At 72.0% G+C, this 23,453-nt stretch carries 25 protein-coding genes; 12 read left to right on the top strand and 13 right to left on the bottom strand.

Going from position 1 to position 23,453, the window contains the following annotated elements; genetic code table 11:
* Positions 1-19 precede the first annotated feature (19 nt).
* Positions 20-1,123 (bottom strand): substrate-binding domain-containing protein, encoded by a 1,104-nt coding sequence (locus ACIPV1_RS04420; RefSeq protein WP_402725813.1) that lies wholly within the window; start codon positions 1,121-1,123, stop codon positions 20-22.
* Between the two features lie 109 nt (positions 1,124-1,232).
* Here ACIPV1_RS04420 and ACIPV1_RS04425 point away from each other — a divergent pair, with 109 nt between their 5' ends.
* Genes ACIPV1_RS04425 through ACIPV1_RS04435 form a run of 3 tightly spaced genes read left to right on the top strand, consistent with a single transcriptional unit; the run spans position 1,233 to position 4,809 of the window.
* Positions 1,233-2,216: a sugar ABC transporter permease gene (locus ACIPV1_RS04425; protein ID WP_123294248.1), complete on the top strand. Its 984-nt coding sequence runs from the start codon at positions 1,233-1,235 to the stop codon at positions 2,214-2,216.
* Positions 2,213-3,106 carry a carbohydrate ABC transporter permease gene (locus ACIPV1_RS04430; RefSeq protein ID WP_123294247.1) on the top strand — a complete coding sequence of 298 codons (894 nt, stop codon included), beginning with the start codon at positions 2,213-2,215 and terminating at the stop codon, positions 3,104-3,106. The genes ACIPV1_RS04425 and ACIPV1_RS04430 overlap by 4 nt, the downstream gene beginning before the upstream one ends.
* Positions 3,107-3,153: 47 nt before the next feature.
* The gene (locus tag ACIPV1_RS04435; RefSeq protein ID WP_402725814.1) at positions 3,154-4,809 is read left to right on the top strand and encodes an extracellular solute-binding protein; all 1,656 of its coding nucleotides are present in this window, start codon (positions 3,154-3,156) and stop codon (positions 4,807-4,809) included.
* Positions 4,810-4,902: 93 nt separating this feature from the next.
* On the opposite strand, the gene ACIPV1_RS04440 is transcribed toward ACIPV1_RS04435, so the two are convergent.
* Complete coding sequence (locus ACIPV1_RS04440; protein ID WP_123937743.1) at positions 4,903-6,348, bottom strand: amidase; 1,446 nt, start codon at positions 6,346-6,348, stop codon at positions 4,903-4,905.
* A gap of 55 nt (positions 6,349-6,403) precedes the next feature.
* Complete coding sequence (locus tag ACIPV1_RS04445) at positions 6,404-7,270, bottom strand: 3-hydroxyacyl-CoA dehydrogenase family protein (RefSeq protein ID WP_123937742.1); 867 nt, start codon at positions 7,268-7,270, stop codon at positions 6,404-6,406.
* Between the two features lie 80 nt (positions 7,271-7,350).
* Here ACIPV1_RS04445 and ACIPV1_RS04450 point away from each other — a divergent pair, with 80 nt between their 5' ends.
* Genes ACIPV1_RS04450 through ACIPV1_RS04460 form a run of 3 tightly spaced genes read left to right on the top strand, consistent with a single transcriptional unit; the run spans position 7,351 to position 9,692 of the window.
* Positions 7,351-8,115 carry an acetoacetate decarboxylase gene (locus ACIPV1_RS04450; RefSeq protein ID WP_123294243.1) on the top strand — a complete coding sequence of 255 codons (765 nt, stop codon included), beginning with the start codon at positions 7,351-7,353 and terminating at the stop codon, positions 8,113-8,115.
* Positions 8,116-8,124: 9 nt separating this feature from the next.
* A complete protein-coding gene (locus ACIPV1_RS04455) occupies positions 8,125-8,808 on the top strand; it encodes a TetR/AcrR family transcriptional regulator (protein ID WP_123937741.1) in 684 nt (227 codons plus the stop codon).
* Positions 8,805-9,692: an alpha/beta hydrolase fold domain-containing protein gene (locus tag ACIPV1_RS04460; RefSeq protein ID WP_123937740.1), complete on the top strand. Its 888-nt coding sequence runs from the start codon at positions 8,805-8,807 to the stop codon at positions 9,690-9,692. Before ACIPV1_RS04455 ends, ACIPV1_RS04460 begins: the two co-directional genes overlap by 4 nt.
* 99 nt (positions 9,693-9,791) lie before the next feature.
* On the opposite strand, the gene ACIPV1_RS04465 is transcribed toward ACIPV1_RS04460, so the two are convergent.
* The gene (locus tag ACIPV1_RS04465) at positions 9,792-10,691 is read right to left on the bottom strand and encodes an NmrA family NAD(P)-binding protein (RefSeq protein WP_123937739.1); all 900 of its coding nucleotides are present in this window, start codon (positions 10,689-10,691) and stop codon (positions 9,792-9,794) included.
* A gap of 65 nt (positions 10,692-10,756) precedes the next feature.
* Between ACIPV1_RS04465 and ACIPV1_RS04470 the strand changes: the two genes are divergently transcribed.
* A complete protein-coding gene (locus ACIPV1_RS04470; protein ID WP_402725815.1) occupies positions 10,757-11,086 on the top strand; it encodes a hypothetical protein in 330 nt (109 codons plus the stop codon).
* A 79-nt stretch (positions 11,087-11,165) separates the two neighbouring features.
* Here the strand turns inward: ACIPV1_RS04470 and ACIPV1_RS04475 are convergent, their stop codons facing one another.
* Together ACIPV1_RS04475 and ACIPV1_RS04480 are read right to left on the bottom strand one after the other, a co-directional pair.
* Positions 11,166-11,471, bottom strand: coding sequence for an EthD family reductase (locus ACIPV1_RS04475; RefSeq protein ID WP_123294430.1), 306 nt, complete (start codon positions 11,469-11,471; stop codon positions 11,166-11,168).
* A gap of 84 nt (positions 11,472-11,555) precedes the next feature.
* Positions 11,556-11,972 (bottom strand): HIT family protein, encoded by a 417-nt coding sequence (locus ACIPV1_RS04480; protein WP_402725816.1) that lies wholly within the window; start codon positions 11,970-11,972, stop codon positions 11,556-11,558.
* Between the two features lie 81 nt (positions 11,973-12,053).
* On the opposite strand from ACIPV1_RS04480, the gene ACIPV1_RS04485 reads away from it, so the two are divergent.
* The 3 genes from ACIPV1_RS04485 (at position 12,054) to ACIPV1_RS04495 (ending at position 15,461) form a co-directional block, all read left to right on the top strand.
* Positions 12,054-13,718 carry an ABC-F family ATP-binding cassette domain-containing protein gene (locus ACIPV1_RS04485; protein ID WP_173168680.1) on the top strand — a complete coding sequence of 555 codons (1,665 nt, stop codon included), beginning with the start codon at positions 12,054-12,056 and terminating at the stop codon, positions 13,716-13,718.
* 64 nt (positions 13,719-13,782) lie between these two features.
* Positions 13,783-14,697 (top strand): L,D-transpeptidase, encoded by a 915-nt coding sequence (locus ACIPV1_RS04490; protein ID WP_131879740.1) that lies wholly within the window; start codon positions 13,783-13,785, stop codon positions 14,695-14,697.
* An 11-nt stretch (positions 14,698-14,708) separates the two neighbouring features.
* Complete coding sequence (locus tag ACIPV1_RS04495) at positions 14,709-15,461, top strand: 3-keto-5-aminohexanoate cleavage protein (RefSeq protein WP_402725817.1); 753 nt, start codon at positions 14,709-14,711, stop codon at positions 15,459-15,461.
* Here ACIPV1_RS04495 and ACIPV1_RS04500 read toward each other — a convergent pair whose 3' ends face one another.
* Complete coding sequence (locus ACIPV1_RS04500; protein WP_123937732.1) at positions 15,462-15,989, bottom strand: gluconokinase; 528 nt, start codon at positions 15,987-15,989, stop codon at positions 15,462-15,464.
* On the bottom strand, positions 15,986-17,536 hold the full coding sequence (locus tag ACIPV1_RS04505; protein WP_208320946.1) for a GntP family permease: 1,551 nt from the start codon (positions 17,534-17,536) through the stop codon (positions 15,986-15,988). Before ACIPV1_RS04505 ends, ACIPV1_RS04500 begins: the two co-directional genes overlap by 4 nt.
* A gap of 206 nt (positions 17,537-17,742) precedes the next feature.
* Here ACIPV1_RS04505 and ACIPV1_RS04510 point away from each other — a divergent pair, with 206 nt between their 5' ends.
* Complete coding sequence (locus ACIPV1_RS04510; RefSeq protein WP_131846445.1) at positions 17,743-18,441, top strand: FadR/GntR family transcriptional regulator; 699 nt, start codon at positions 17,743-17,745, stop codon at positions 18,439-18,441.
* 348 nt (positions 18,442-18,789) lie between these two features.
* Here the strand turns inward: ACIPV1_RS04510 and ACIPV1_RS04515 are convergent, their stop codons facing one another.
* The 5 genes from ACIPV1_RS04515 to ACIPV1_RS04535 form a co-directional block, all read right to left on the bottom strand.
* Positions 18,790-19,392 (bottom strand): GNAT family N-acetyltransferase, encoded by a 603-nt coding sequence (locus tag ACIPV1_RS04515; RefSeq protein ID WP_123294233.1) that lies wholly within the window; start codon positions 19,390-19,392, stop codon positions 18,790-18,792.
* A 9-nt stretch (positions 19,393-19,401) separates the two neighbouring features.
* Entirely contained in the window at positions 19,402-20,085 is a 684-nt protein-coding gene (locus tag ACIPV1_RS04520) for a uracil-DNA glycosylase (RefSeq protein ID WP_123294232.1), read from the bottom strand.
* 5 nt (positions 20,086-20,090) lie between these two features.
* Positions 20,091-20,810 carry a Type 1 glutamine amidotransferase-like domain-containing protein gene (locus ACIPV1_RS04525; protein ID WP_123294231.1) on the bottom strand — a complete coding sequence of 240 codons (720 nt, stop codon included), beginning with the start codon at positions 20,808-20,810 and terminating at the stop codon, positions 20,091-20,093.
* On the bottom strand, positions 20,807-21,340 hold the full coding sequence (locus ACIPV1_RS04530; protein WP_173168683.1) for a phosphoribosyltransferase: 534 nt from the start codon (positions 21,338-21,340) through the stop codon (positions 20,807-20,809). The genes ACIPV1_RS04525 and ACIPV1_RS04530 overlap by 4 nt, the downstream gene beginning before the upstream one ends.
* Before the next feature lie 69 nt (positions 21,341-21,409).
* Positions 21,410-22,183, bottom strand: coding sequence for an SDR family oxidoreductase (locus ACIPV1_RS04535; RefSeq protein WP_123937730.1), 774 nt, complete (start codon positions 22,181-22,183; stop codon positions 21,410-21,412).
* Positions 22,184-22,350: 167 nt separating this feature from the next.
* Here ACIPV1_RS04535 and ACIPV1_RS04540 point away from each other — a divergent pair, with 167 nt between their 5' ends.
* Positions 22,351-23,439, top strand: a complete 1,089-nt coding sequence (locus ACIPV1_RS04540) for an acyltransferase family protein (protein WP_123937729.1) — start codon at positions 22,351-22,353, stop codon at positions 23,437-23,439.
* The last annotated feature ends 14 nt before the right edge of the window (positions 23,440-23,453 follow it).

The following is a 23,453-nucleotide window of genomic DNA, read 5'->3' on the forward strand; positions in this document are numbered from 1 at the left end:
CGGATCGCGCGCCGGCCGCTCACGGACCGGGGACGACCGCCGCGGTCGACGCCCGCACGCTCAACGTCGGCGCCAGGGTCATGTGCCGACGGGCGAAGCCGACCTGCGCCGTCGCCGAGATGCGCTCGAAGCACATCGTGGCAGCGAACCGGCCGACGTCGTTCTTCGGGGGCGCGACCGCGGTGAGCGGCACCCCGGCGAGCGCCGCGACCTCGTCGTCGTAGGCGACCACGGACAGGTCGTCCGGGATCGACAGGCCCATCTCGGTGACGGTCTCGACGAACTCGACGGCGTACTGGTCGGAGTGCACGAAGACTGCGGTGGTCCCGGTGGCGAGGCAGCGCTCGATGAAGGCCCTGGTCGCGGCCCCCACGCCCTGGTCGTCCGGGATGACCTGGACCGGGGCGTCGGGGTCGAGGCCGAGTTGCCGGACGGCGCGGTCGTACCCGGTGCGGAGCTGCGGGGTGGTCGGGGTGCCGAACACGGCCATGCCGATGCGGCGGTGCCCGAGTTCGGCGAGGTGGCGGACCGCGATGCCGGCGCCGGACTCGTGGTCGCTGCGGACGGACTCGAGCGCGGAGCCGACGGGGGCTTCGACCACGGAGCGTTCGACCACGACGACGGGCATCGGTGCGTGGTCGAGGAGCTCGAGGGTGGTGAAGGCGTCGGCGACGGTGGTGGTGACGAGCAGCCCGTCGACGCCGGCGGCGATGAGGCGTTCGACCTGCTGGCGTTCGCGGGCGGGTTCGTAGCGGGAGACGCCGAGCACGACGCGTCCGCCCAGGGCCTCGGTGCGTTCGGCGACGCCGGCGACGATCTTCGGGAAGTAGTAGCCGGGGTCGGGGACGACGAGCCCGAGGGTGAAGAGCGCGCCGCTGCCGTCGGTGGTGTCCCGGTCGGGGCGGGGTGCGGGTCGGTGTGGCGCGCCCGCGGTGGGCAGGGTCTCGACGGAGACGGCGCCGCCGTGCACGCGCCGGAGCACGCCGCGGTCGGCGAGTTCGGACAGGTCGCGGCGGACCGTCATGGCCGAGATCCCCTCGCGCTCGGCGAAGTCCGAGGCGGACAGGGTCCCGTGCACACGGAGCTCGGCGAGGATCCGTTCGTGGCGTCTGGTCGGGTGCATCGTCGCTCCCAGTGTTCGATTCGTGTGCGGGTGAATACCGCGGCTTGACCGTCATCATACGGACGCCACAGGATGACGAAACCCCCAGCCACGTGAGCAAAGGAGCCACATGAGCGCGACGCTGGTCGATCCGACCACCGAGCCCCGGACCACCCGGTCCGGCGGCGCCCCGGCCCCGCGGAAGGTCCCGTTCCTCGCTCGGCTGCGGCGCGACTACCCGCTGCTGCTCATGGTGGCGCCGGCGGTGGTCCTGCTGCTGCTGTTCGTGTACGTGCCGATGATCGGCAACGTCATCGCGTTCATGGACTACCAGCCGTACATCCCGATCGCCCAGAGCCCGTGGGTCGGGTTCACGAACTTCCAGCTGATGTTCGCCGACCCGGAGTTCTGGCGGGCGACGGTGAACACGCTGGAGATCACGTTCCTGCAGCTCATCCTGTTCTTCCCGGTGCCGATCGCGTTGGCCATCCTCATCCACTCGCTGGTGTGGCCGTGGCTCCGGGCGACCGTGCAGTCGGTGCTCTACCTGCCGCACTTCCTGTCGTGGGTGATCGTCGTGGGCTTCTTCCAGCAGTCGCTGGGGTCCGGCGGTGTGGTCAACCACACGCTGCGGCAGCTCGACATGGGGACGATCGGGATCATGAGCGACCCGGAGACGTTCAAGCTGTTGCTGACGTCACAGGTGATCTGGAAGGACGCCGGCTGGGGCACGATCATCTTCCTGGCGGCGCTCGCGGCGATCGACGACAACCTGTACGAGGCGGCCGCGATCGACGGGTCGGGAGCGTGGAGCCGGTTCTGGCACGTCACGCTGCCGGGCATCCGTCCCATCATCGTGCTCCTGCTGATCCTGCGGCTCGGCGAGGCCCTGTCCGTCGGGTTCGAGCAGATCATCCTGCAACGGAACGCCGTGGGGGCCGATGCCGCCGAGGTCCTCGACACCTACGTCTACTACCACGGCGTCGTCGACGGGAACTGGTCCACGGGCATCGCGGTCGGTCTGGTCAAGGGCCTGGTCGGGTTCGTCCTCATCATGGCGGCGAACAAGGCCGCCCACATGCTCGGTGAGCAGGGAGTGTATTCACGGTCATGAGCACCATCGCCCGTCCGGTCTGGGCCGGAAAACCCACACCCGTCGTCCTCGCACTCAAGGCCGTCGCGATCGTCCTGATCCTCGCCGTCGTGCTGTTCCCGTTCCTCATCGTCTTCTCGACGAGCGTGTCGAGCCAGGCGGACGTCACCGCTGCCGGCGGCTACGTCGTGTGGCCGCGGTCGTTCGACCTGTCCGCGTACGTGCAGATCCTGTCCGGCGGGGTCGTCACCCGCGCCGTGGTGGTCACGTTGCTCGTCACGGTCGTGGGCACCGTCATCAGCCTGGCGTCGACGGTGCTCGCCGCGTGGGCGCTCAGCCGACAGGGCTCGCTGTTCCAGCGGCCGCTGCTGACCTTCGTGCTCATCACGTTCCTGTTCGCGCCGGGGATGATCCCGCTGTACCTGATGGTGAAGCAGCTCGGACTCCTCGACAACTACTGGGCGCTGATCCTGCCGAGCGCGTTCAGCGTGTTCAACATGGTGGTCGTCCGCGGCTTCATGATGAGCATCCCGCAGGAGCTCATCGACAGCGCGAAGATCGACGGCGCCGGCGAGTTCCGCATCCTGTGGCAGCTCGTCCTGCCGCTGTCCCGCGCGGTGATCGCCGTCGTCGGCCTGTTCTACGCCGTCGGCTACTGGAACGCGTTCTTCAACGCACTGCTCTACCTGTCGGACTCGACGAAGTGGACGCTGCAGCTGGTGCTGCGCACCTACGTCCTGCAGGGCTCCAGCCTGGTGTCCGGTGCCGGGTCCGACGCCTCGATGCAGCCGCCGGCGGAGTCGATCCAGATGGCCGTCGTGATGATCGCGATCATCCCGATCCTCGCCGCCTACCCCCTGGTGCAGCGCCACCTCACCAAGGGCGTCCTGACGGGCGCCGTCAAGGGCTGACACGGCCCCACCACCCCACTGCCACCCGACGCTTCAAGGGAGAAGCCATGACCGACACCACGACCGGCGGCCTCAGCCGCCGGACCCTCATCTCCGGCGCCGCCTTCGGCCTCGTCGCCCTCGGCGCTGCCGGCAGCCTGACCGGGTGCTCCACCGGCGGCAACGCCGCGACCATCTCGGACCAGGTGGCGGCGCTGCCGACCTACGTCCCCATCACCAAGGGGCCGAAGCCCGACCTGCCCGGCAACGGCGTCGTCCAGCCCGTGTACTACTCGTACCCGCAGGACAGCGAGCTCTTCACCTCGGTCACCGGCAAGGTCGGCGACGGCGAGAAGACCACCGGGTTCGTCGTGACCTACGCGGCGCCGCCGCCGGCGCAGAACTCGTTCCTCGACTACGTCGGGGGCCTGACGGACACCGAGTACGACCTGACGTTCGTGCCCGGCGACTCGTTCGCCGCGAAGTTCGCGACGATGACCGCCGGCAACGACATCCCGGGCATCGTCGAGTTCCTGACGTTCGCGATGCCGCCCCGGTTCCCGCAGCTGCTCGACGCGAAGTTCGCGGACCTGTCGGAGCACCTCTCCGGCGACGCCGTCACGGACTACCCGAACCTGGCGAACATCCCCACCGCGTCGTGGCGGAGCGCCCGCATCAACGGGAAGATCTACGGCGTCCCCGAGCACCGGCCGCCGTTCGGGTCGGTGATGATCTGCCGCCCCGACCTCATCGAGCAGCTGACGGGCGCAGCACCGGCCCCGAAGGACAAGGACGAGTTCACCGAGCTGTGCACGGCCGTCACCGACGCCAAGGCCGGCCGGTACGCGATCGCCGGCCAGGGCGGGGCGAGCGGCGTCGACTGGGCGTACGACTTCATCGGCGCCACCTTCGGCGTGCCGAACCAGTGGGCGATGTCGAAGGGCGGCGAACTCACCCACAAGAACGAGACCGACGCGTGGCTCGAGACCCTCGCCTACGTCAAGAAGCTCTGGAACCTCGGCGTCTTCCACCCGGACACCCCGAGCCTCGAGAGCGCGAAGGCGAAGACGTACATCAACAACGGCACCGTGCTCATGCACCTCGACGGCATCTCCGCCCTGCTCGACGTGTCGATGCCGAAGGGGATCGTCACGGGCGGCATCGTGCCCTTCGGAGCGACGGGTGGCCCCGGTGCGAACTACCAGGGCACGTCGAGCTTCTCGTTCGCCGCCCTGAAGAAGACGACGCCCGAACGCATCAAGGCCCAGCTCCGGCTCATCGACTACCTCTCCGCACCGTTCGGGTCGAAGGAGGCGTTCACGCTGACCCACGGCGAGAAGGGCGTCCACCACACCGGCAGCGGCCCGGACGCGACGCTGACGAAGGCCGGCGAGCAGACCATCAACGCCAGCGCGCTGTACCGCCTCGGCGCCGGCCCGCAGGTGCTGAACACCGCGGTCCGCATCGACGAGCAGCTGCGGCAGTCGCACCAGTACCAGACCAAGACGCAGGACATGCTCGTGAAGAACCCGGTGGACGGCTTCTACTCCCCCTCGGCCGCGGCGACGGCGTCGGCGAGCACCGCGTTCAACAGCGTGTGCAACGACTACGTGCTCGGGCGGACGAACCTGGCGAAGGTGAAGGCCGCGCGGGCGACGTGGGTGTCGGCCGCCGGGGACAAGATGCGCCGCGAGTACTCCGAGGCGATCGAGAAGCAGAGCTAGCCCGGGCGGCGGCGGGTCTGGCCGACTCGGATCGACATCATCGACGTCGTACGACGACGATGGTGTCGTTCCGCATCGGTCTCCCCCACGCGGTCAGGCGGTCCAGGCAGCCGGGTGCCGCCGCTGCCAGCGCAGCCGCCGCTCGAGCTGGGCCCCGATCGCGAGCAGCACCCGCTCGCCCCCGGGTCGCCCGATCAACTGGACGCCCATCGGCAGGCCGCCGCCGTCCGGGTGGTCGTCGGCGGTGACCCAGACCGGCAGGGTGATCGCCGGCAACCCGGCGACGTTCGCCATCGAGGTCCACGGCGAGTACGCGCACTGGCGGCGGAAGTCCTCATCCGGGTCGTCGCCGTACCAGCCGAGCGGCCGCGGGGTCAGTGCGAGGGTCGGTGACAGGACGGCGTCGAACCGGTCGAACGCACCGATCAGCGTCGCCGAGAACGTGTCGAGCGCCGTCATCGCGTCGAGCACCTGCGTGCCGGTGAGCCGCCGTCCTCGCTCCACGAGCCACGCCACCAGCGGCGTGAGCGCGGTCAGGTCGATGCCGGGGACCATCGGCAGCCGCGCCGCGGAGCTCTCCCACGCCACCCGGAACGCGTCGGCGTACGGCGCCTGCGGCATCTGCACGTCCTCGACGCCGTGCCCCAGTTCGCCGAGCACCCGCACAGCGGTCTCGACGGCGGCGCGCGCCGCGGGGTCGACCACGACGTCGACGGTGTCGTCCCACGGTGAACCGTCGAGCAGCCCGACGACGAAGCGTCCCTCACCGCGGACGGCCGCCGCGGTGAACGGACCGTCACCGCGGGACGGCGTGACCAGGGCGTACGGCGACGGTTCCGGCAGGCCGGTCGGCGCGACGAGGGCGTCGAGCAGCATCCCTGCGTCCGCGACGGACCGGGTCAGCGGCCCGGCGACGGAGAGCCCGCCGACACCGGAGCGACCGGGCATCGCCGGCACCCGCCCGCGGCTCGGCTTCAGGCCGACGAGTCCGGTCGCGGCGGCCGGGATCCGGACCGATCCCCCGCCGTCGGACCCGACGGCCGCAGGAAGCAGCCCGGCCGCCACAGCGACCGCCGCTCCGCTCGACGACCCCCCGGGCGCGCGGGTCGTGTCGTAGGGGTTCCGCGTCACGCCGAACCGCGTCTCCGACGACGAGGACATCCCGAACTCCGGCGACGCCGTCTTGCCGAGGCTCACCGTGCCGGCGGCGTCGAGCGCCGCGACGAGCGGGTGGTCGGCCCCGGCAGGGCGCTCCGGCAGACTCGCGGTGCCGGAGCGCGTGGGGACCCCGGCGCGGTCGTACAGGTCCTTGTCGGCGGACGGGAGGCCCCACAACGGTCTGGACGTCGGCACCAGGTGCCCGAGACGGTCGGCTCTCGTGCGCGCGGCGTCCGCCGTGACCGTCACGAACGCACCGAGGGCCGGGTCGAGGCGCTCGATGCGGGCGAGGTAGTGCTCCGTCACCTCGAGCGCGGTCGCCTCCCCCCGGCGGATCCAGTCCCAGAGTTCCTGCGCGGCGAGGTGGTGGAGTTCGAACACGGTTCCCGAGCCTAGGCGGCGACGGTGCCGGTCGTGCGTCAGTGCTGGTCGTACGTCAGTGCTGGTCGTACGCGTAGAAGCCGCGGCCGGTCTTCACGCCCAGGTGCACCGCGTCGACGTACTGCCGGAGCAGCTGCCGTGGGCCCTCGGGCAGGTGCGGGTCCTCCGCCGCATAGTGCTCCTCGATGTCCAGGACGACGTCGAGCCCCACCTGGTCCATCATCCGGAACGGCCCCGCGGGCGAACCGGTGTTCACCGCGAACATGGCGTCGACGTCCTCCGGCGTGGAGACCCCGTCGGCGACGACGGCCAGGGACTCGCGCTTGATGGCCGCCCAGATGCGGTTGAAGATGAACCCGGTCGACTCCTTGCGGGCGACGAACGGCCGGACGCCGTAGGTCGGCAGGACCTCGAGCAGCAGGTCGATGACCGCGAGGTCGGTCTCCCCGTCGCTCATCAGGTCGACGGCGTTCTGCGTAGGCGGCATGTAGAAGTGCATGTTCAGCACGCGCTCGGGGTGCTCGACCTCGTCGATCACGAGTCGGCTCGCGTACGACGACGAGTTGCTCGCCAGGATCGTGTCCGCCCCGACGGCGCGGTCGAGCTGCCCGAACACCGTCGTCTTGAGGTCGAGGCGCTCCGGGATCGCCTCGACGACGAGCCACGCACCGGCGACGGCCTCGTCCAGGTCGTCGAACGCGCGGACGGTGCCGACCGCGCCCCCGTCCCGCGCCGCGGCGAGCGCCGGGAGCTCGCGCTCGACGTACTCGACGGCGGCCGTGCGGACCGGCTCGGCGAGGTCGTACACGCGGGACTCGCCGCCGGCGCTGGCGAACACCAGGGCGATGCGACGACCGAGGGTCCCACCGCCGATCACGGTGACGGGTCGGTTGCGGATGTCGGTCGGCAGGGAGAAGCCCATGGTGTCCTTCGTTCTCGGGTGTACGTTCGATACACAACGTACTCAGTACGGAACGTATCGCAACTCGACAAGGAGTTCCCATGCAGGCCTCGGACGTCCTCCGCCACGCCACCACCCCCCTCACCGGGCCGGTCTACCCGCTGCGCCCGACGCGCTTCACCGATCGCGAGTACTTCAACGTCGTGTACCGGACCGACCCCGACGCCCTCCGCGCCGTCGTGCCGGAGCCGCTGCAGGTCGACGCGCCGCTGGTCCGGTTCGAGGTCATGAAGATGGGTGACGTCGACGGCTACGGCCCCTACGTCGAGTCCGGTCAGGCGATCCAGGTCACCCACGACGGCGAGGTCGGCGAGTACCTGCACGCCATGTACCTCGACAACTCCGCGGCGACGCTCGCCGGTCGCGAACTGAGCGCCTACCCGAAGGTGCTCGGGACCCCGGGGTTGCGCGTCGACCAGGGCGCCCTCGTCGGCACGCTCGACCGCGGTGCCGAGCGCGTGGCGACGGCGACCATGGCGTACCAGTGGGAACCGATGGACCCGGTCGAGGCCGCGGCGCAGATCACGGTGCCGACCTGGATGGTGAAGCTCGTCCCCGACGTGACGACCCTGGGGCTGCGCGCCGCCGATCTCGTGCGGACCGAGATCACCGACATCGTCGTGAAGGGGGCCTGGACCGGGCCCGCCCGCCTGCAGCTGTTCGAGCACGCCCTCGCGCCGATGGCCGACCTGCCGGTGCTCGAGGTCATCAGCGCCTCGCACGTCCTGACCGACCTGACGCTCGCGCCGGTGCGGTCCGTGCACGACTACCTGGCCGACCCGCGCCGGTCGGACGACGCCTCCTAGGATGAGCCGATGTCCCCACGAGTGAGCGACGACACCGCCGCACCCGCCCGCCCCACCCGGCGGCGCAGCAGCACCCGCGCGGAGCTCGTCCGCGCGGCCGAGGCGCTGTTCGACGAGACCGGCTCGGCCTCGGCCAGCGTCGAGGCGATCGTCGCGCGTGCGGGGTTCACGCGCGGCGCCTTCTACTCGAACTTCGCGACGACCGACGAGCTCTTCTTCGCGGTGTACGAAGCGCAGGAAGCCGTGGTCGTCGAGCGGCTCGAGGACGGCTTCCGGGCCGCGCTCGGCACGACCGACCCGCAGTCCGTCGACGCGATCGTCTCCGGGGTCCTCGGCGGCCTGCCCCCCGAGGGCAAGTGGTACGCGATCCGCTCGGTCCTGCTGTCCCGGGCGCGACACGAACCCGAGCTCCGGGCACTGCTCCGAGCGCACACCGACGCCTTCCACGCGGCACTCGAACCGCTGCTCGTCGAGTCGGTCACGGCACAGGGCCGGCGACTGACCGTCGCCCCGGACGTCTTCACCCGGGCGGTCGTCGCCGCGCACGTCGGCGCGGTCAGCCAGACGGTGCTCTACGACGACGCCGCGACCATCCGCGTCGCCGCGGTGCGGGGCGCACTCCTCGGACTCAGCGAGCCGGCGCGCGAGCCCGACGGTGCCGACGACACCGACGACACAGGAGGTACAGCGTGATCGTCCCCGAAGCCGCGGTCCCGCTGTTCCTGCGGGCCACGCACGCGAACGCGCCGTTCATCACCGAAGCGGGAGCGCACCGAGCGGTCCGCCGACAGGCCCTCCGCCCCGAGCCGTTCGGACCACCGAAGCGCCTCCGGCCCGACGTGCGCGTCGACGTCCACCGGCAGGGCGGCACCCCGGTGTACACCGTGACGCCGAGCCGCCAGCCACCGCTCCGCGACGTCGTGTACGTGCACGGCGGCGGGTGGGTCCACGAGATCGCCCCGCAGCACTGGGCGCTCATCGCCCAGCTCGCCGCCGAGGCGCGCGCCACCGTGACCGTCCCGATCTACCGACTCCTGCCGGACGGCAACGCACGGCAGGCGCACGACCTGGTCCTCGACGTCGCACGCCGCGTCATCGACCGGCGCGGACGGGTGCAGCTCGCCGGCGACTCCGCCGGTGGGCAGATCGCGCTCTCCGTCGCCCAGACCTTGCGCGACCAGGGCGTCCGGACGCTCCGGACCGTCCTGGTGTCACCGGCGCTCGACCTCGGCTTCTCGAACCCGCGCATCCCCCAGGTCCAACCGAGCGACCCGTGGCTCGGTCGCGACGGGGGCCGTGTCCTCGGTCACCTGTGGGCCGACGGCCTGTCGATCGACGACCCGGTCGTCAGTCCCCTGGCCGGTTCGTTCCACGGCCTCGGCCCGATGCTCCTCCACACCGGGACCCACGACGTGCTGAACCCCGACGCGCACCTGCTCGTCGCGGCCGCCCGGGCCGCGGGCGTGGGCGTCACGCTGCGCGAGCGCCCCGGCGCCCTGCACGTGTTCCCCCTGCTGCCGACGCGCAGCGGACGAGCAGCACGGCAGGAGATCGTCAGGGCCGTCCGCGGCGCCTGACCGTCAGCGCAGGACCCGGCCGGCGCGTGCCCGTGACGGCCACGGCGGCGGACCGCCGGCCGTCCTGCGCGACGCGGGGCGGGCCTCCCGGTCAGACCATCAGACGCCCAGGTGGGCGGCGAGCACGTCGCGGACGCTCGTCCACCCGTGCGGACCGAAGCGGTCGTCGTCGACGTGGTGGAGCTCCGCCTCGCCGCTGAACATGCTCACGAAGTACTGCATGCCCTGCCAGGCCGGGAACGGTTCGGCGTCGTCCTTCGACAGCCGACGGCCGATCCGTGCCATCGCCGACAGCGTGCCGGTCGTCCCCGCCCACTGCAGCCGGAACGGGGTGCCGGTCAGTCGGGACATCGTGTCGGCGATCGACCGTGCCGTCACGCGGTCACCGGCGACCTCGACCACACGGGGTGCGTCCGCGTCGACTGCGACGAGCGCCGTCACGCGCGCGACGTCGTCCTTCGTGGTGAAGTCGAGGACCTGGTCGGCCGACGACCAGTAGAGCACCCGCTGGCGGTCGAACAGGATCAGCGGCGCCTGACCGGTGAGCATGTCCGTGAACGCCCCGTTCAGCACCGAGGTCGCACGGATCGGCGCAGCGTCGAGGGCGGCGGCGAACTCGCGGCGGAGCTCGAAGTTCCGGTTCGAGCCGGGCGTGATCGAACGGTAGTCGGCGGCGTAGTCCGAGGGGATGAACCGCGGGACGCCGGCCTGGACCGCGGCGTCGAGCAGGGCGCGCTGGGCGTCCACGATCACGGCGCGGGTGCCGCTGACCGTGGACACGACGACGTCGACCCCGGCGAGCGCCGTGACCAGCGCCGGTGCGTCCGTGTAGTCCGCGGTGACGACGTCGATGCGGTCGTCGTCGGCGAACTGCCGCTGGGCGCCGGTGCTGGACGGGCGGGTGAGGACGCGGACGCGGGTGTCGTGCTGCAGGAGCTCGCGGACGATGCGTCCGCCGAGGTCTCCAGTGGCGCCGGCGACGAGGACGGTGGTGGTCATGGCGGCCACGCTACGGGTGCGGGGGTGCGGCGGGCACAGGTGCGGAGTCCACGTATCCTGCGGAGGTGGACACGACTCTCCCCTCCGGCACGACGAAGCGCCGGATCGAGCTCCGGCTCGCTCGCCCCCTGCTCACCTGGTTCGCCCGCCCGACCGTCACGATCGACGGGGTCGGGCACCCGGCGCAGTGGGGCACCGGCACGTGGGCCGTGGCCGACGACGGCCGGACCGTGATCGGGGTGTACCTGTTCAACCGGGCATGGCGCTTCGGCACGGCGACGGTGACCGTCGGCGATGCCGACGTGCTCGAGTACCGCGCGGGTGTGCTGCCCGTCGGTGCGGGGCGGTTGGCGCCCGTGCCGGTGCCGGGCCTGCCGGGCCGAGATTCGCGCTGAGCGACACTCTTCGCGGCGTGGGGCCCGAGGAATGTCGCTGAGCCCGAGACCCGGGCCCGGCGCCCGGCCCGGCCCGGCCCTACTCGTGCTCGATGTCGGAGAACAGGCCGGTGAACGTGGCACCCGTGCCGCCGAGCTGCTGGAAGAACGCCCCGGCCTCGGCGGTCGCCACTGCGTCGGAGGCATCCCCGTACGAGGCGAAGTACAGGTCGAGGGTGCGGTGCGCCGGTGTGGGCGTGCCGTCCTCCTTCGGCCAGACCTTCGCCGCCTCGAGCCGCTGCAGGCCGGGCAGCTTCGCGGCGAGTGCCTCGAGCTCCACGTAGGACTGCTCGAACGCCGACGGGTCGGCCGGGTTGTCGATGATCAGGGTGATCTTCGTGGTCATGGTGTGCTCCTGCGGGTGTCGGTGGGACGGGTGACGGTGCAGCGCCCACTCCACTCCGTTCCGCGCACCGCTGCCCGGGATCGGCTACTCGAACATCTCGGCGAGGAGTGCGTGCGGGTCACCGTCGACGACGTGTGCCGAGGGCGGCTCCGGCCAGTGCGTCGTGCCGTCGTCCGGCCAGCGCGGCACGACGTGGAAGTGCAGGTGCCGCACGCTCTGCCCGGCATCGGCGCCGGAGGCCTGCAGCACGACGGTGCCGGTGGCGCCGAGTGCGCCCCGCATCGCCCGTGCGACACGCTGCGCGAGCGCGACGGTGGCGGCCAGTGCCACCGGGGCGGCACCGAGCAGGTCGTCGGCGTGCTCGACCGGTACGACGAGCGTGTGCCCGGGTGCGAGCGCGGACCCGGGCAGCGGCGCGAACGCGACGGCGTGGTCCTCGCGCTCGACCCACACGGCCGGTTCGTCGCCGGCGATGATCGCGCAGAAGACGCAGGATGCCATCCGTCCAGTGTGCTGCACCCGGAGCACCGGGCGCTCCGAGGGCGGTGCCGTGCGCGCGCCGCCGCGTGGGACGATTGGCGCATGACCGCCACGCTCGTCGCTAAGGGCCTGTCCGGCGGGTACGCCGCTCGCACGCTGTTCGACTCCCTCGACCTCACGGTGGCACCGGGCGACGTGATCGGCGTCGTCGGCGTGAACGGTGCCGGCAAGTCCACCCTGCTCCGACTGCTGGCGGGTGTCGACGAGCCCCTGGCGGGCACGGTGTCGCTCGCACCGACCGACGCGTTCGTCGGCTGGCTCCCCCAGGAACACGAGCGGATCGCGGGCGAGACCGTCGCCGCGTACATCGCCCGACGGACCGGCTCGGCCGAGGCGACCGAGGCCATGGACGCCGCGGCTGCCGCGCTCGGCGACCCGGACGCCGGCGACGCTGCCGCGGACCGCTACTCGACGGCGCTCGACCGCTGGCTCGCCGCGGGCGCCGCTGATCTGGAGGACAGGATCCCCGCTGTCCTGGCCGACCTCGGCCTCGAGACCGGAACCGATGACGACGGCGTCGGGCCGGACTCGCTCATGACCGCGCTGTCCGGTGGGCAGGCCGCTCGCGTCGGGCTGGCGGCGCTGCTGCTGTCGCGGTTCGACATCGTCCTGCTCGACGAGCCCACGAACGACCTCGACCTCGACGGGCTGGACCGGCTCGAGGGGTTCGTCCGGGGCCTGCGCGGCGGGGTCGTGCTCGTCAGCCACGACCGGGAGTTCCTGGCACGGTCGGTGACGAGCGTGCTCGAGCTCGACCTGGCGCAGTCGTCCAACCGGCTGTTCGGCGGCGGCTACGACTCGTTCCTCGAGGAGCGCGAGATCGCCCGGCAGCACAAGCGCGACGCGTACGAGGACTACGCCTCCACCAAGGCCGACCTGGTCTCCCGCGCCCGAACACAGCGCGAGTGGTCGAGCCAGGGCGTGCGCAACGCCATGAAGAAGGCCCCGGACAACGACAAGATCCGGCGCAAGGCCGCCTCGGAGTCGAGCGAGAAGCAGGCGCAGAAGGTCCGCCAGATGGAGTCCCGCATCGCGCGGCTCGACGAGGTCGAGGAGCCCCGCAAGGAGTGGCAGCTCGAGTTCACGATCGGCAGCGCGCCCCGGTCCTCGGCCGTCGTGGCCACCCTGTCCGACGCCACCTTCACGCAGGGCGACTTCACGCTCGGCCCGGTGTCGTTGCAGGTCGACGGCGGCGACCGCATCGGCATCACCGGACCGAACGGCGCCGGCAAGTCCACGCTGCTCCGGGCACTGCTCGGCAAGCAGGCGCCGACGACCGGCACCGCCTCGCTCGGGTCGAGCGTCGCCGTCGGCGAGGTCGACCAGGCCCGTGCGGCCTTCACCGGCGACCAGTCACTCGCCGCGGCGTTCGAGGCGATCGTGCCCGAGTACACCACTGCCGACGTCCGGACGCTGCTCGCGAAGTTCGGGCTGAAGGCCGACCACGTCGGACGGCCCGCGTCGGCGCTCTCCCCCGGCGAACGGACCCGCGCCGGACTGGCGCTGCTGCAGGCCCGCGGGGTGAACGTGCTCGTGCTCGACGAACCGACGAACCACCTCGACCTGGTGGCCATCGAGCAGCTCGAACAGGCGCTGGAGTCGTACGACGGCACCCTGCTGCTCGTCACGCACGACCGGCGCATGCTGGAGACCGTCCGCCTCGACCGGCAGTGGCACGTCGACGCCGGCCGGGTCACCGAACGCTGACGACACCAGGAGCACACACCCAGACGACGAGCGCACGCTGGACCAGGAGCACAGGGGGATGCCGATGCGACGCAGGGGCTGGATCGCCGTGGTCGGGGGTGCAGCGGCGCTCGCCGTCGCGGCCGCCGTCGTCGTCGGGGTGACAGCCGACCGTCCGGACACCGACCCGACCCACGTCGCACGGGCCACCCCGACCGCGACGCCGACGCCGACCCCCACCCCGACGCTCGCGGCCGTCCCCCGAGCGCCGTCGGCCGCCACCCTCGCCGCCCTGCCGTCGGCGTTCCACGACGGCGTCGTCCCCGAACTGCTCGACGGCGGGGACGTCCGCCCCGCGGACACCTGGCAGATCGCCACCCCGCGGCACGACCTCGTGGCCCTGTACGCCAGCCCGTCCAGCCGCGCCCGCCCGGTGGCCACGCTGTCGCACCTGGTGTCGACGATCGACCTGCCCGCCGCCACCGCTGTCTGGGGCCGGTCGCCCGGCGTCGACGGCGGCATGCTCCTCGTCTCGACCCCGGCCCGGAACCGCACCCCGGGCGTCGGCGGCGACCCGGAGGCGCCGAGCGCCACGTTCGCCTGGGCACGGGCCGCCGACTTCACGGTCGCCGACACCGACCGGATGATCCGCGTCGACGTCGCCCGGAGCACGGTCTCCGTCGTCACCCGGAGCGGCCAGGTCACCGCGACCGAGGCGGCCCGGCTCGGCACCCCCGAGGACCCCACGCCGTCGGACACCGCCACCTACGTCGAAGCGGCGTACGTGGACACCCGCGTGACCTACACGCAGGGCAACCCGATCATCCTGACCGGCGCGCACTCGTCGCGGATCCCGTCGTACGGCGGCAACGCGGCACTGACGGCGCTGCACTACTACCCCGACCCGACCGGCAGTTCGCACGGGTGCGTGCGGATCTCGGCGGAGATGACCCGCACCCTCGCCGCCCTGCCCGTCGGCACCCCGATCCGGTTCAGCTGAGGAGCGACCACGTGCCCGACCTGCAACTCGCCCTGAACGGCGACACCACCCACCCGGCGATGCCGCGCACACCGGACGAGATCGCTCGTGACGCGGCAGCGTGTGTGGCGGCTGGCGCGACGCTCCTCCACCTGCACGCCTTCGACGACGACGGCGCCGAGTCGCTCGCCGCCGGACCGGTCGGCCGGATGCTCCGCGCCGTGCGGGCGGCGTGCCCGGGGATCCCGCTCAACGTCACGACCTTCGCCGCGATCGTGCCCGATCCCCGCGAACGACTCGACCTCGTGTCCACGTGGACGGAGCTGCCCGACCTGATCGCCGCGAACCAGGGCGAGGACGGGATCGACGACGTGACCGATCTCCTCGCGCGACGCGGCGTCGGGGTCGAGGCGTGCGTGCTGAGCACCGACGACGCCGAGCGGTTCGTCCGGAAGGGCGGCCACGACCGGTTCGTCCGCCTCGTCGTCGAGCCGCTCGTGGACGACGCCGACGACGCGCTCGCGCTCGACGCCGAGATGGAGTCGATCGTCGCCGCCGCGGGGGTCCGGCTCCCCCAGTTGCACCACGGCATCGGCGCAGCCTCGTGGCAGGTGAGCCGCCGCGCCCTCGCGCGGGGCCACGCGATCCGCACCGGGCTCGAGGACACGAGCGTGCTCGAGGACGGCACGGCGGTGACGTCGAACGCACAGCTCGCCGCCGCTGCAGCGCGACTGGTGGCCGAAGCCAGCCGCACCGGATCCGCCTCGGACGCCGGCGGCAGCTAGCTAGCGGCCGCCGCCGAGCCCGAGCCGCTCGACGACCTCGGCGCTCTCCTCCTCCGGAGTGCGGTCGGCCGCGATCGTGAGGTGCGCCTCGTCGTCCTGCGGCGGCTCGAGGGTCGCGAGCTGGGACTGCAGCAGCGACGTCGGCATGAAGTGGCCAGACCGCTGCGACATGCGCTGCTCGATCAACGCGCCGTCACCGGCCACGTGCACGAACACCACGCCGGGCGCCCGCAGCACGTCGCGGTACGACCGCTTCAGCGCCGAGCAGGTCACGACACCGTGGGTGCCGGCGTCGAGGTGCCCGCGGATCCAGCCGGCGACGACGTCGAGCCACGGCCAGCGGTCCTCGTCGGTGAGCGGTGTGCCGGCGTGCATCTTGTCGACGTTGGCCTGCGGGTGCATGGCGTCGCCCTCGGCGAAGTCCCACCCGAGCTGCTCGGCGACCATCGCGGCGACGGTCGACTTGCCGGAACCGGAGACCCCCATGACGACCAGGACACGCGCATCCAGAGCGGAGTCGCTGCTCATCGGATGAACACCCCGGCCAGCAGCACCCCGAGCAGACCGAGCACCGAGATGAGGCACTCGAGCACCGTCCACGTCTTGAAGGTCTGTCCCACGGTGGTGTTGAGGTAGCCCTTGACGAGCCAGAACCCGGCGTCGTTGACGTGCGACAGGAACACCGAGCCCGCACCGATCGCCAGCACGAGCAGCGAGGTCATCGGCGTGGACAGGTCGGCGGCGATCGGGGCCATGATGCCCGCCGCGGTGACGGTGGCGACCGTGGCCGACCCGGTGGCGACACGCACCAGGGCCGACACGACCCAGGCGACGAGGAGCACCGAGACGCCGGAGTCCTTCACGGCGTCGGCGATCACCCCGCCGATGCCCGTGTCGATGAGCACCTGCTTGAACCCACCGCCGGCACCGACGATGAGCAGCACCCCGGCGACCGGGGGCAGCGCGCTCTCGAGCGACTTCGCCACGGCGGACCGGTCCATGCCGCCGCCGATCGCGAAGAAGACCATCGCGTAGATCGCCGCGATGCCGATCGCGATCATCGGCGACCCGAGGAAGTCGAGCAGGCTCACCCACGAGCCAGCGGCGTCGGGCATCGTGGCCTCGCGGACGGCCTGGGCGAGCATGAGGACGACGGGCAGCAGGATGCCGATGAGCGCGACGGTGAACGACGGGCTGCGGGGCTCGCTGATGACGCGCGTGAAGTCGCTCTTGCCGTTGGGAAGGGACGCGGTGTCCTGCGTGGCGGGGCCGCGCCGGGCCTCCCGTCCGCCCGAGGCGGGGTCCTGCGGACCGGACGCCGAGCCAGAGTCCGACCCACGCGACCCGAACATGTCGGGCGCGGGGATGTCGACCCAGCGGGCCGCGAACTGGGCGAACACCGGACCGGCCAGGATGATGACCGGGATCGCCAGCACGATGCCGAAGGCGAGCGTGGTGCCGAGGTTCGCGCCGACGGTCGAGATCGCGACGAGCGGGCCGGGGTGCGGCGGAACGAACGCGTGCATCGTCGACAGGCCGACCAGGGCGGGCACGGCGATCTTCATGATCGGCACGGAGCTGCGCTTCGCGACGAGCACGATGATCGGGATGAGGAGCACGAGGCCGACCTCGAAGAACATCGGCAGGCCGATCAGCGCACCGATCAGGGCCATCGTCCACGGCAGCGCCGCCTTCGACGACCTGCGCACCAGGGTGTCGACCACGCGGTCGGCGGCGCCGGAGTCGACGAGCATCTTGCCGAACATCGACCCGAGCCCGACCAGGATGCCGACGCTCGTCATCGTCGCACCGAAGCCGTTGCCGAAGCTCACGACGGCCTTGTCCGGTGCGAGCCCCGCACCGATGCCGACGCCCAGGGCACCGATCACGAGCGCGATGAACGGGTGCACCTTGAGCCAGGTGATGAGCGCGATGATCACGACGATGCCGACGAGGGCCGCGATGATCAGCTGCGGGATCGGCCCGGACGGGTCGACGGTCTCGGTGCCGCCGCCCTCGGCCGCGAGGACCGTGCCCACGGGGTGGGCGAGCAGGTGGACTGGAGCGTGAGGCATCGGTGCCCCTTCCTGGAGCCGCTGCCGCGCGGCTCCGTCGCCTTCGTGTCGAGGGGCGGCTGGCGCTGCACGCACCGACCCTCAATAATCTGATTAATCAGACTATACGACGATCCGCCGCGCGCCATCCGCCCTCGGACGCAGTCTGCCGTTTCGATGGGACCGACGTCACGCCGACCGCGCGACCCGTACTGCACGGAGGAACGATGCCCCCAGCCCGCGGACTCCACGCCCACGTGCTCGACACCCTCGGGCAGCGCATCGTCGACGGTGCGCTCGACCCCGGCACGGTGGTCCGCCCCGAGCTCGTGGCGGACGAGTTCGGCGTGTCCCGGTCGGTCGTGCGCGAGGCGCTCCGCGTCCTGCAGTCGCTCGGACTCGTCGAACCCCGGCAGCGCGTCGGCACGCAGGTGCTCGGCATCGGGTCGTGGGAACTGCTCGCCCCGACGGTCATCCGGTGGCGTGGCGCCTCGCCCGCCTACTTCGTGCAGCAGCGGGAACTCCTCGAACTGCGGCTCGGCGTCGAACCCGTCGCAGCGTCGCTCACCGCCGGCGGCTCCGGGGCGTCCGCCGTCCTCGACGCCGCGCAGGACATGCTCGCCGCCTGCGCGCGCGAGGACAGCCGCGCGTACCTCGAGGCCGACGTCCGCTTCCACCGCGCCCTGCTCACCGGCTCCGGCAACGCCGTCTTCGCGCACTTCGCCGGCACCGTCGAGGCGCTGCTGCGCACCCGCACGTCGGAGTCGCGCGACACCATCACGCGCTGGACGCGCGAGGCAGCACTCCGCCACGAGGCCGTCGGGCACGCGCTCGTCGCGGGTGACGGGGCCGCCGCGGCGGCCGCGACGACGGCGCTCGTCGGCGTCACGCGCGACGAGTTCATCGCGGAGGCCCCGCGGCCCTGACGGGGTGTGCGGGGGCCGGCGGCGGGCGAGGGCCGGCACGCCGGGCGCTGACCGCCGGGGTTCCACAACACGCCGTGCGCTGGTCGTCGAGGTTCCAGAACGCGCGCGATCGCACGCCGAGATGCGCAGATCTCGGAACCTCGGCGCGGCCCGAGACGAGACCGAATGACGGACGGGAGGCCCGTGGCGACGCGCCTACGGGCCTCCCGTCCGACAGACGCCCGGGTTCCACAACACGCCGTGCGCTGGTCGTCGAGGTTCCACAACGCGCGCGATCGCACGCCGAGATGCGCAGATCTCGGAACCTCGGCGAGGCCCACCGCGACCAGACGACGGACGACGGACCGACTACTTGCGCGCGAACAGGCGGGGACCGCGCAACCGCAGGCGCATCGTCACCGTGCCGAGCCACCGGTCGTACTTGTAGCCGACCTTGCCCATCCGGCCGACCTCCTCGAAGCCGAGCCGCTCGTGCAGGCGGATCGAGGCCTCGGCCTGCCGGTCGGCGATCACGGCGACGACCTCGCGGACCCCGGCGGACCGGCACTCGTCGAGCAGGGCTTCCATGAGCGCACGGCCCAGCCCCTTGCCACCCGAGGCCGCTCCGAGGTAGATCGAGTCCTCGACCACCCGGTTCGACCGGTCGCGCGGGTTCCAGGCGTCCACGAGCGCGTAGCCGAGGATCTGCCCGGCGGGGTTCTCGGCCACCAGGAAGGGCAGCTTGCGCTTCCGGATGTCGTCGTAGCGCTGCTTCCACCGGGCGAAGGTGAACGCCGACGGGTCGAAGGTCACCGACGAGTTGCGGACGTAGTGCGTGTGGATCTCACGGACGTCGGGCAGGTCGCTCGCCTCGGCGGCACGGATCCGGTACTCGAACGCGGTCTCGCTCGCCGGCCGGGCACGCAGGTGTCGCGGCAGGACCCGCCGTCGCTGGTATTCCTCCTCGAGCACGTGCCGAGCCTACTGAGCGGGCAGCGACCAGTCGACCGGTGTCGCGCCCTGTTCCTGCAGCAGCGCGTTGACCTGCGAGAACGGCCGGCTGCCGAAGAAGCCCCGCGACGCACTCAACGGGCTCGGGTGCGCCGACGCCACCACCGGGGTGTCGCCGAGCAGCGGCCGGACGGACGCGGCCTGCGCGCCCCACAGCACGGCGACGAGCGGGGTCCCCCGGGCGACGAGTGCGCGGACCGCCTGGTCGGTGACGGCTTCCCAGCCCTTGCCGCGGTGACTGCCGGCGTCGCCCGCACGGACCGTGAGCACACGGTTGAGCAGCAGCACGCCCTGGTCCGACCACGCACGCAGGTCACCGTGCGCCGGTGGGGTCACGCCGACGTCGGCGCTGAGCTCCTTGTAGATGTTCGCCAGGCTGCGCGGCACCGGACGAACTGCCGGGTCGACGGCGAACGACAGCCCGATCGGGTTGCCCGGCGTCGGGTAGGGGTCCTGCCCCACCACGAGCACCTTCACGGCGTCGAACGGCGTGGTGAAGGCCCGGAGCACGTCGGCGCCGGCCGGCAGGTAGGTGCGGCCGGCCGCTGTCTCGTCACGCAGCCAGGCACCCATGCGGTGCACGTCGGCCTCCACCGGAGCGAGCGCCGACGCCCAGCCCGGGTCGACCAGGTCGGCGAGCGGTCGTGGCTCCACGACGGCTACGCGCCCATCGTGGCGACGGCCACCGACTCCTCGCCGGCCATGACCCGCCAGACGCTGCCGGTTCCGCGGACCTCAAGCGCGCCCTCGCCGACGACGAGGGCGGTGTCCTCGTCGATCGCCAGGCCGGCGGTGACGAACTCGGCCTCGGCGCTCGCGATCAGGCGGGCGAGGGTGCCGGCCTGCACCGCGTGGACGTCGATGGTCAGGTCGACCAGGCCGAGCCCTTCGCGGAGTTCGACCTCGTCGAGGCCTTCAGAGGCTGCCTCGGGGCAGATCTCGACGCCGCCGATGCGCCAGCCGCCCACGAGCGCGCGGTCGGCGGCGATCATCGCACCGGCCGAGTAGCCCAGGTAGGGCAGGCCGTCGGCGACGAGCAGCCGAAGCTGGTCGACGAGTGGGGCGATCGCGCCCAGGTAGTCGGGGGTGACGCCGCCACCGACGACGAGCGCGTCGACGTCGCTCAGGACGGTCGTGTCGAACACCTGGCCGGCCGCGACCTCGGTGACGACGACCTCGGCCACGCGGGCACCGCCGAGCACCTCGGCGATGTCGGCGGTCGACGACGGACTGCCGCCGTCCGGGCCGGCGACGGAGAGCAGGGCGATGCGCGGGACCGTCCGGCCGACGGCGGCCGAGCGTGCGGTGGCCTCGGCGAGGAAGGGCGCTGCGGCGTCCGAGGCGGCGAAGAGTCCGCCGCCGACGAGGTGGATGCTCACGACTCGGCCGTCACCGGTGCGAGGGCGCTCCACGGGAACGTGATCCAGCCGTCGACCCGGCGCCACACGTGGTCGGGCTCGAGGACGGTGCCGGGCTTCGAGTACAGGCAGGCGCTGCGGACGTCGGCACCGGCATTCCGGATGATGTCGACCACCAGGCGCAGGGTCCGACCGGAGTCCGACACGTCGTCGACGACGAGCACGCGCTTGCCGGCGAGGCTCGGGGCGTCGAGCGCGGGTGCGAGCACGACGGGCTCGTCCAGGCGCTGCTCGACGTCGGTGTAGAACTCGACGTTGATCGAGCCGCACTCCTTGGTGCCGAGCGCGTAGGCCACGGCACCGGCGATGATCAGCCCGCCGCGGGCGACGGCGACGACGACCTCGGGCTCGAAGCCGGAGGACAGCACGTCCTTCGCGAGCAGGCGTGCGGCGTCACCGAACTCCAGCCATCCGAGCACCTCGGGCCCGCTCGTCACGGTCACGGTCGACTGAGCCGGGGCCGTGGGCTCGGGTTCGCTGCTGATCGGCATCCGTCCACGGTACCGGCAGGGACCCCGCGCCCGCGACCCGTGGCCACCGCCCGGGCGCTGCGCAGGCGATCAGCGCGGCGAGAGCGTCCCGCGCGCGAGCTTGTGCTGCGCCGACTGCGCGACCGGCCGGATCGTGACGAGGTCGAGGTTCACGTGCGGCGGCAGTTCCACCGCGTGCACGATCGCCTCGGCGACGTCGTCGGCCACGAGCGGGTCCGGCACGTCGTCGTAGACCGAAGCGGCCTTCTGCTCGTCGCCGCGGAAGCGGGTGAGCGCGAACTCGTCGGTCTTCACCAGGCCGGGGGCGATCTCGACGACGCGGATCGGTTCGCCGTTCAGCTCGAGCCGGAGCGCGCCGACCAGGGCGTGCTCGGCGAACTTCGCGGCGTTGTAGCCGCCGCCGTTCTCGTACGCCACGAACCCGGCCGTGCTCGTCACCGTGACGATGTCCGCTCCCCCGGTGTCGCGTGCACGGTCCCGCAGGTGCGGCAGCAGCGCGGCGACGACGCGCTTCGTGCCGATCACGTTCACCTCGAACATGGCCCGCCAGTCGTCGACGTCGGACTCCTCGACGCTGGCCGAGCCGAACGCGCCACCGGCGTTGTTGACGAGGACGTCGGCGCCGCCGAGCTCGGCGACGCGGGCGGCGAGCGCCTCGACGTCGGCAGCGCTCGTGATGTCCGCCACCAGGACCTCGGCCCCGGTCTCCGCGGCGAGCGCCTCGAGCTTGGACGCCCGGCGGGCGACGGCGAGCACGTCCCAGCCCCGCGAGCGGAACAGTCGGACGGTGGCCGCCCCGATGCCCGAGCTCGCTCCGGTGACGACTGCGCGCCGTGCTGCCATGTGATCTGCCTCCTGCGTCGGTGTCGGGGCAACGGATCGCCCCGGTGTCGGGGCACCGGATCGCCCCGGTGTCGGGACGACTGCTCGCCCCGGTGTCGGGACGACTGCTCGCCCCGATCCCCACCGTACCGACCCTCCCAGGTCACGATCCGGTAACGTGACCGACGATGACGACGGATGCCGCCCCTCCCGCACCCTCGGCCCCGGCGACGCAGCTCGAACCCGGCCGGGCACCGCGCCGTATCCCGATGTGGGACACCGCGCGGTTCGTCGCGGTGACCCTCGTGGTGATCGGCCACGCGATCCAGCGCCAGACGACGGCGAGCGAGCACGCCCTGGCGCTCTACACGTTCATCTACGCGTTCCACATGCCCGCGTTCGGTGTGATCAGCGGCTACTTCTCGTCGGCCGACACCCCGACGGCGAAGCGCATGCGCCGGACGATCACCGACATCGTCGTGCCGTACATCATCATGCAGACGATCTGGACCGTGGTGCAGGGCATCGTCGAGGGCGGCAAGGACTTCAACCCGACGCAGCCGACCTGGACCCTGTGGTTCCTGCTGGCCCTCGGCATCTTCAAGCTGATCCTGCCGTACCTGGCGCAGCTGCGGTGGCCGTTGTTCTGGGCCGTCGTGTTCAGCATCGGCGTCGGCTACTTCGACAACGTCGACTCCACGCTCTCGTTGTCCCGTGCGATCAGCCTGCTGCCGTTCTTCCTGCTCGGGTGGCAGGTCAAGCAGTGGGGGCTCTTCGACCGCTGGTACGAGGCCTCGCGCCGCACCGTGGTCCGGGTGCGCGTCGCCGCCGGCGCCGTGTTCGCCGCGTGGGCCGTGTCGTGCGCGGTGTGGATCCCGCAGTTCAAGGAGTTCGACCTGCACCACTGGTTCTTCTACGACGACTCGTACTCGGGTCTCGGCGAGGACGCGTGGTGGGCCGGCGCCGTCCGCTTCGGCCTGATGCTGCTCGCGACACTGCTGACCGCGTCGTTCCTGGTGCTCATCCCCCGCCGGAACATCTGGCTCACGCAGTTCGGTGCGGCGACGATGTACGTGTACCTGCTGCACACGTTCGTGCTCTACCCGATCCGCGAGTCCGGCGTGCTCGCCGGTCCGCACTCCGCGTGGCCGTTCGTGCTCCTGATGGTCGCGATCGCCTGCGCGGTGAGCCTCTTCCTCGCGCAGCCCTTCGTGCGGCGCGGGATGCGCTGGCTGCTCGAACCGAACGTCGGCTGGCTGTTCCGTCGCGACAATTGACATTTCCGCGCAAG

This window comes from Curtobacterium sp. NPDC089991, assembly GCF_044748425.1.
In the GTDB taxonomy this organism is placed as follows: Bacteria; Actinomycetota; Actinomycetes; order Actinomycetales; family Microbacteriaceae; genus Curtobacterium.

What these genes read in the sequence shown, in the direction of transcription:
- ACIPV1_RS04535 (WP_123937730.1), bottom strand. Translation starts at nt 22,183, where the DNA reads ATGGCAGCACGGCGCGCAGTCGTCACCGGAGCGAGCTCGGGCATCGGG.
- ACIPV1_RS04420 (WP_402725813.1), bottom strand. Translation starts at nt 1,123, where the DNA reads ATGCACCCGACCAGACGCCACGAACGGATCCTCGCCGAGCTCCGTGTG.
- ACIPV1_RS04455 (WP_123937741.1), top strand. Translation starts at nt 8,125, where the DNA reads ATGTCCCCACGAGTGAGCGACGACACCGCCGCACCCGCCCGCCCCACC.
- ACIPV1_RS04445 (WP_123937742.1), bottom strand. Translation starts at nt 7,270, where the DNA reads ATGGGCTTCTCCCTGCCGACCGACATCCGCAACCGACCCGTCACCGTG.
- ACIPV1_RS04505 (WP_208320946.1), bottom strand. Translation starts at nt 17,536, where the DNA reads ATGCCTCACGCTCCAGTCCACCTGCTCGCCCACCCCGTGGGCACGGTC.
- ACIPV1_RS04500 (WP_123937732.1), bottom strand. Translation starts at nt 15,989, where the DNA reads ATGAGCAGCGACTCCGCTCTGGATGCGCGTGTCCTGGTCGTCATGGGG.
- ACIPV1_RS04485 (WP_173168680.1), top strand. Translation starts at nt 12,054, where the DNA reads ATGACCGCCACGCTCGTCGCTAAGGGCCTGTCCGGCGGGTACGCCGCT.
- ACIPV1_RS04480 (WP_402725816.1), bottom strand. Translation starts at nt 11,972, where the DNA reads ATGGCATCCTGCGTCTTCTGCGCGATCATCGCCGGCGACGAACCGGCC.
- ACIPV1_RS04465 (WP_123937739.1), bottom strand. Translation starts at nt 10,691, where the DNA reads ATGACCACCACCGTCCTCGTCGCCGGCGCCACTGGAGACCTCGGCGGA.
- ACIPV1_RS04430 (WP_123294247.1), top strand. Translation starts at nt 2,213, where the DNA reads ATGAGCACCATCGCCCGTCCGGTCTGGGCCGGAAAACCCACACCCGTC.
- ACIPV1_RS04530 (WP_173168683.1), bottom strand. Translation starts at nt 21,340, where the DNA reads ATGCCGATCAGCAGCGAACCCGAGCCCACGGCCCCGGCTCAGTCGACC.
- ACIPV1_RS04425 (WP_123294248.1), top strand. Translation starts at nt 1,233, where the DNA reads ATGAGCGCGACGCTGGTCGATCCGACCACCGAGCCCCGGACCACCCGG.
- ACIPV1_RS04435 (WP_402725814.1), top strand. Translation starts at nt 3,154, where the DNA reads ATGACCGACACCACGACCGGCGGCCTCAGCCGCCGGACCCTCATCTCC.
- ACIPV1_RS04475 (WP_123294430.1), bottom strand. Translation starts at nt 11,471, where the DNA reads ATGACCACGAAGATCACCCTGATCATCGACAACCCGGCCGACCCGTCG.
- ACIPV1_RS04450 (WP_123294243.1), top strand. Translation starts at nt 7,351, where the DNA reads ATGCAGGCCTCGGACGTCCTCCGCCACGCCACCACCCCCCTCACCGGG.
- ACIPV1_RS04490 (WP_131879740.1), top strand. Translation starts at nt 13,783, where the DNA reads ATGCGACGCAGGGGCTGGATCGCCGTGGTCGGGGGTGCAGCGGCGCTC.
- ACIPV1_RS04510 (WP_131846445.1), top strand. Translation starts at nt 17,743, where the DNA reads ATGCCCCCAGCCCGCGGACTCCACGCCCACGTGCTCGACACCCTCGGG.
- ACIPV1_RS04540 (WP_123937729.1), top strand. Translation starts at nt 22,351, where the DNA reads ATGACGACGGATGCCGCCCCTCCCGCACCCTCGGCCCCGGCGACGCAG.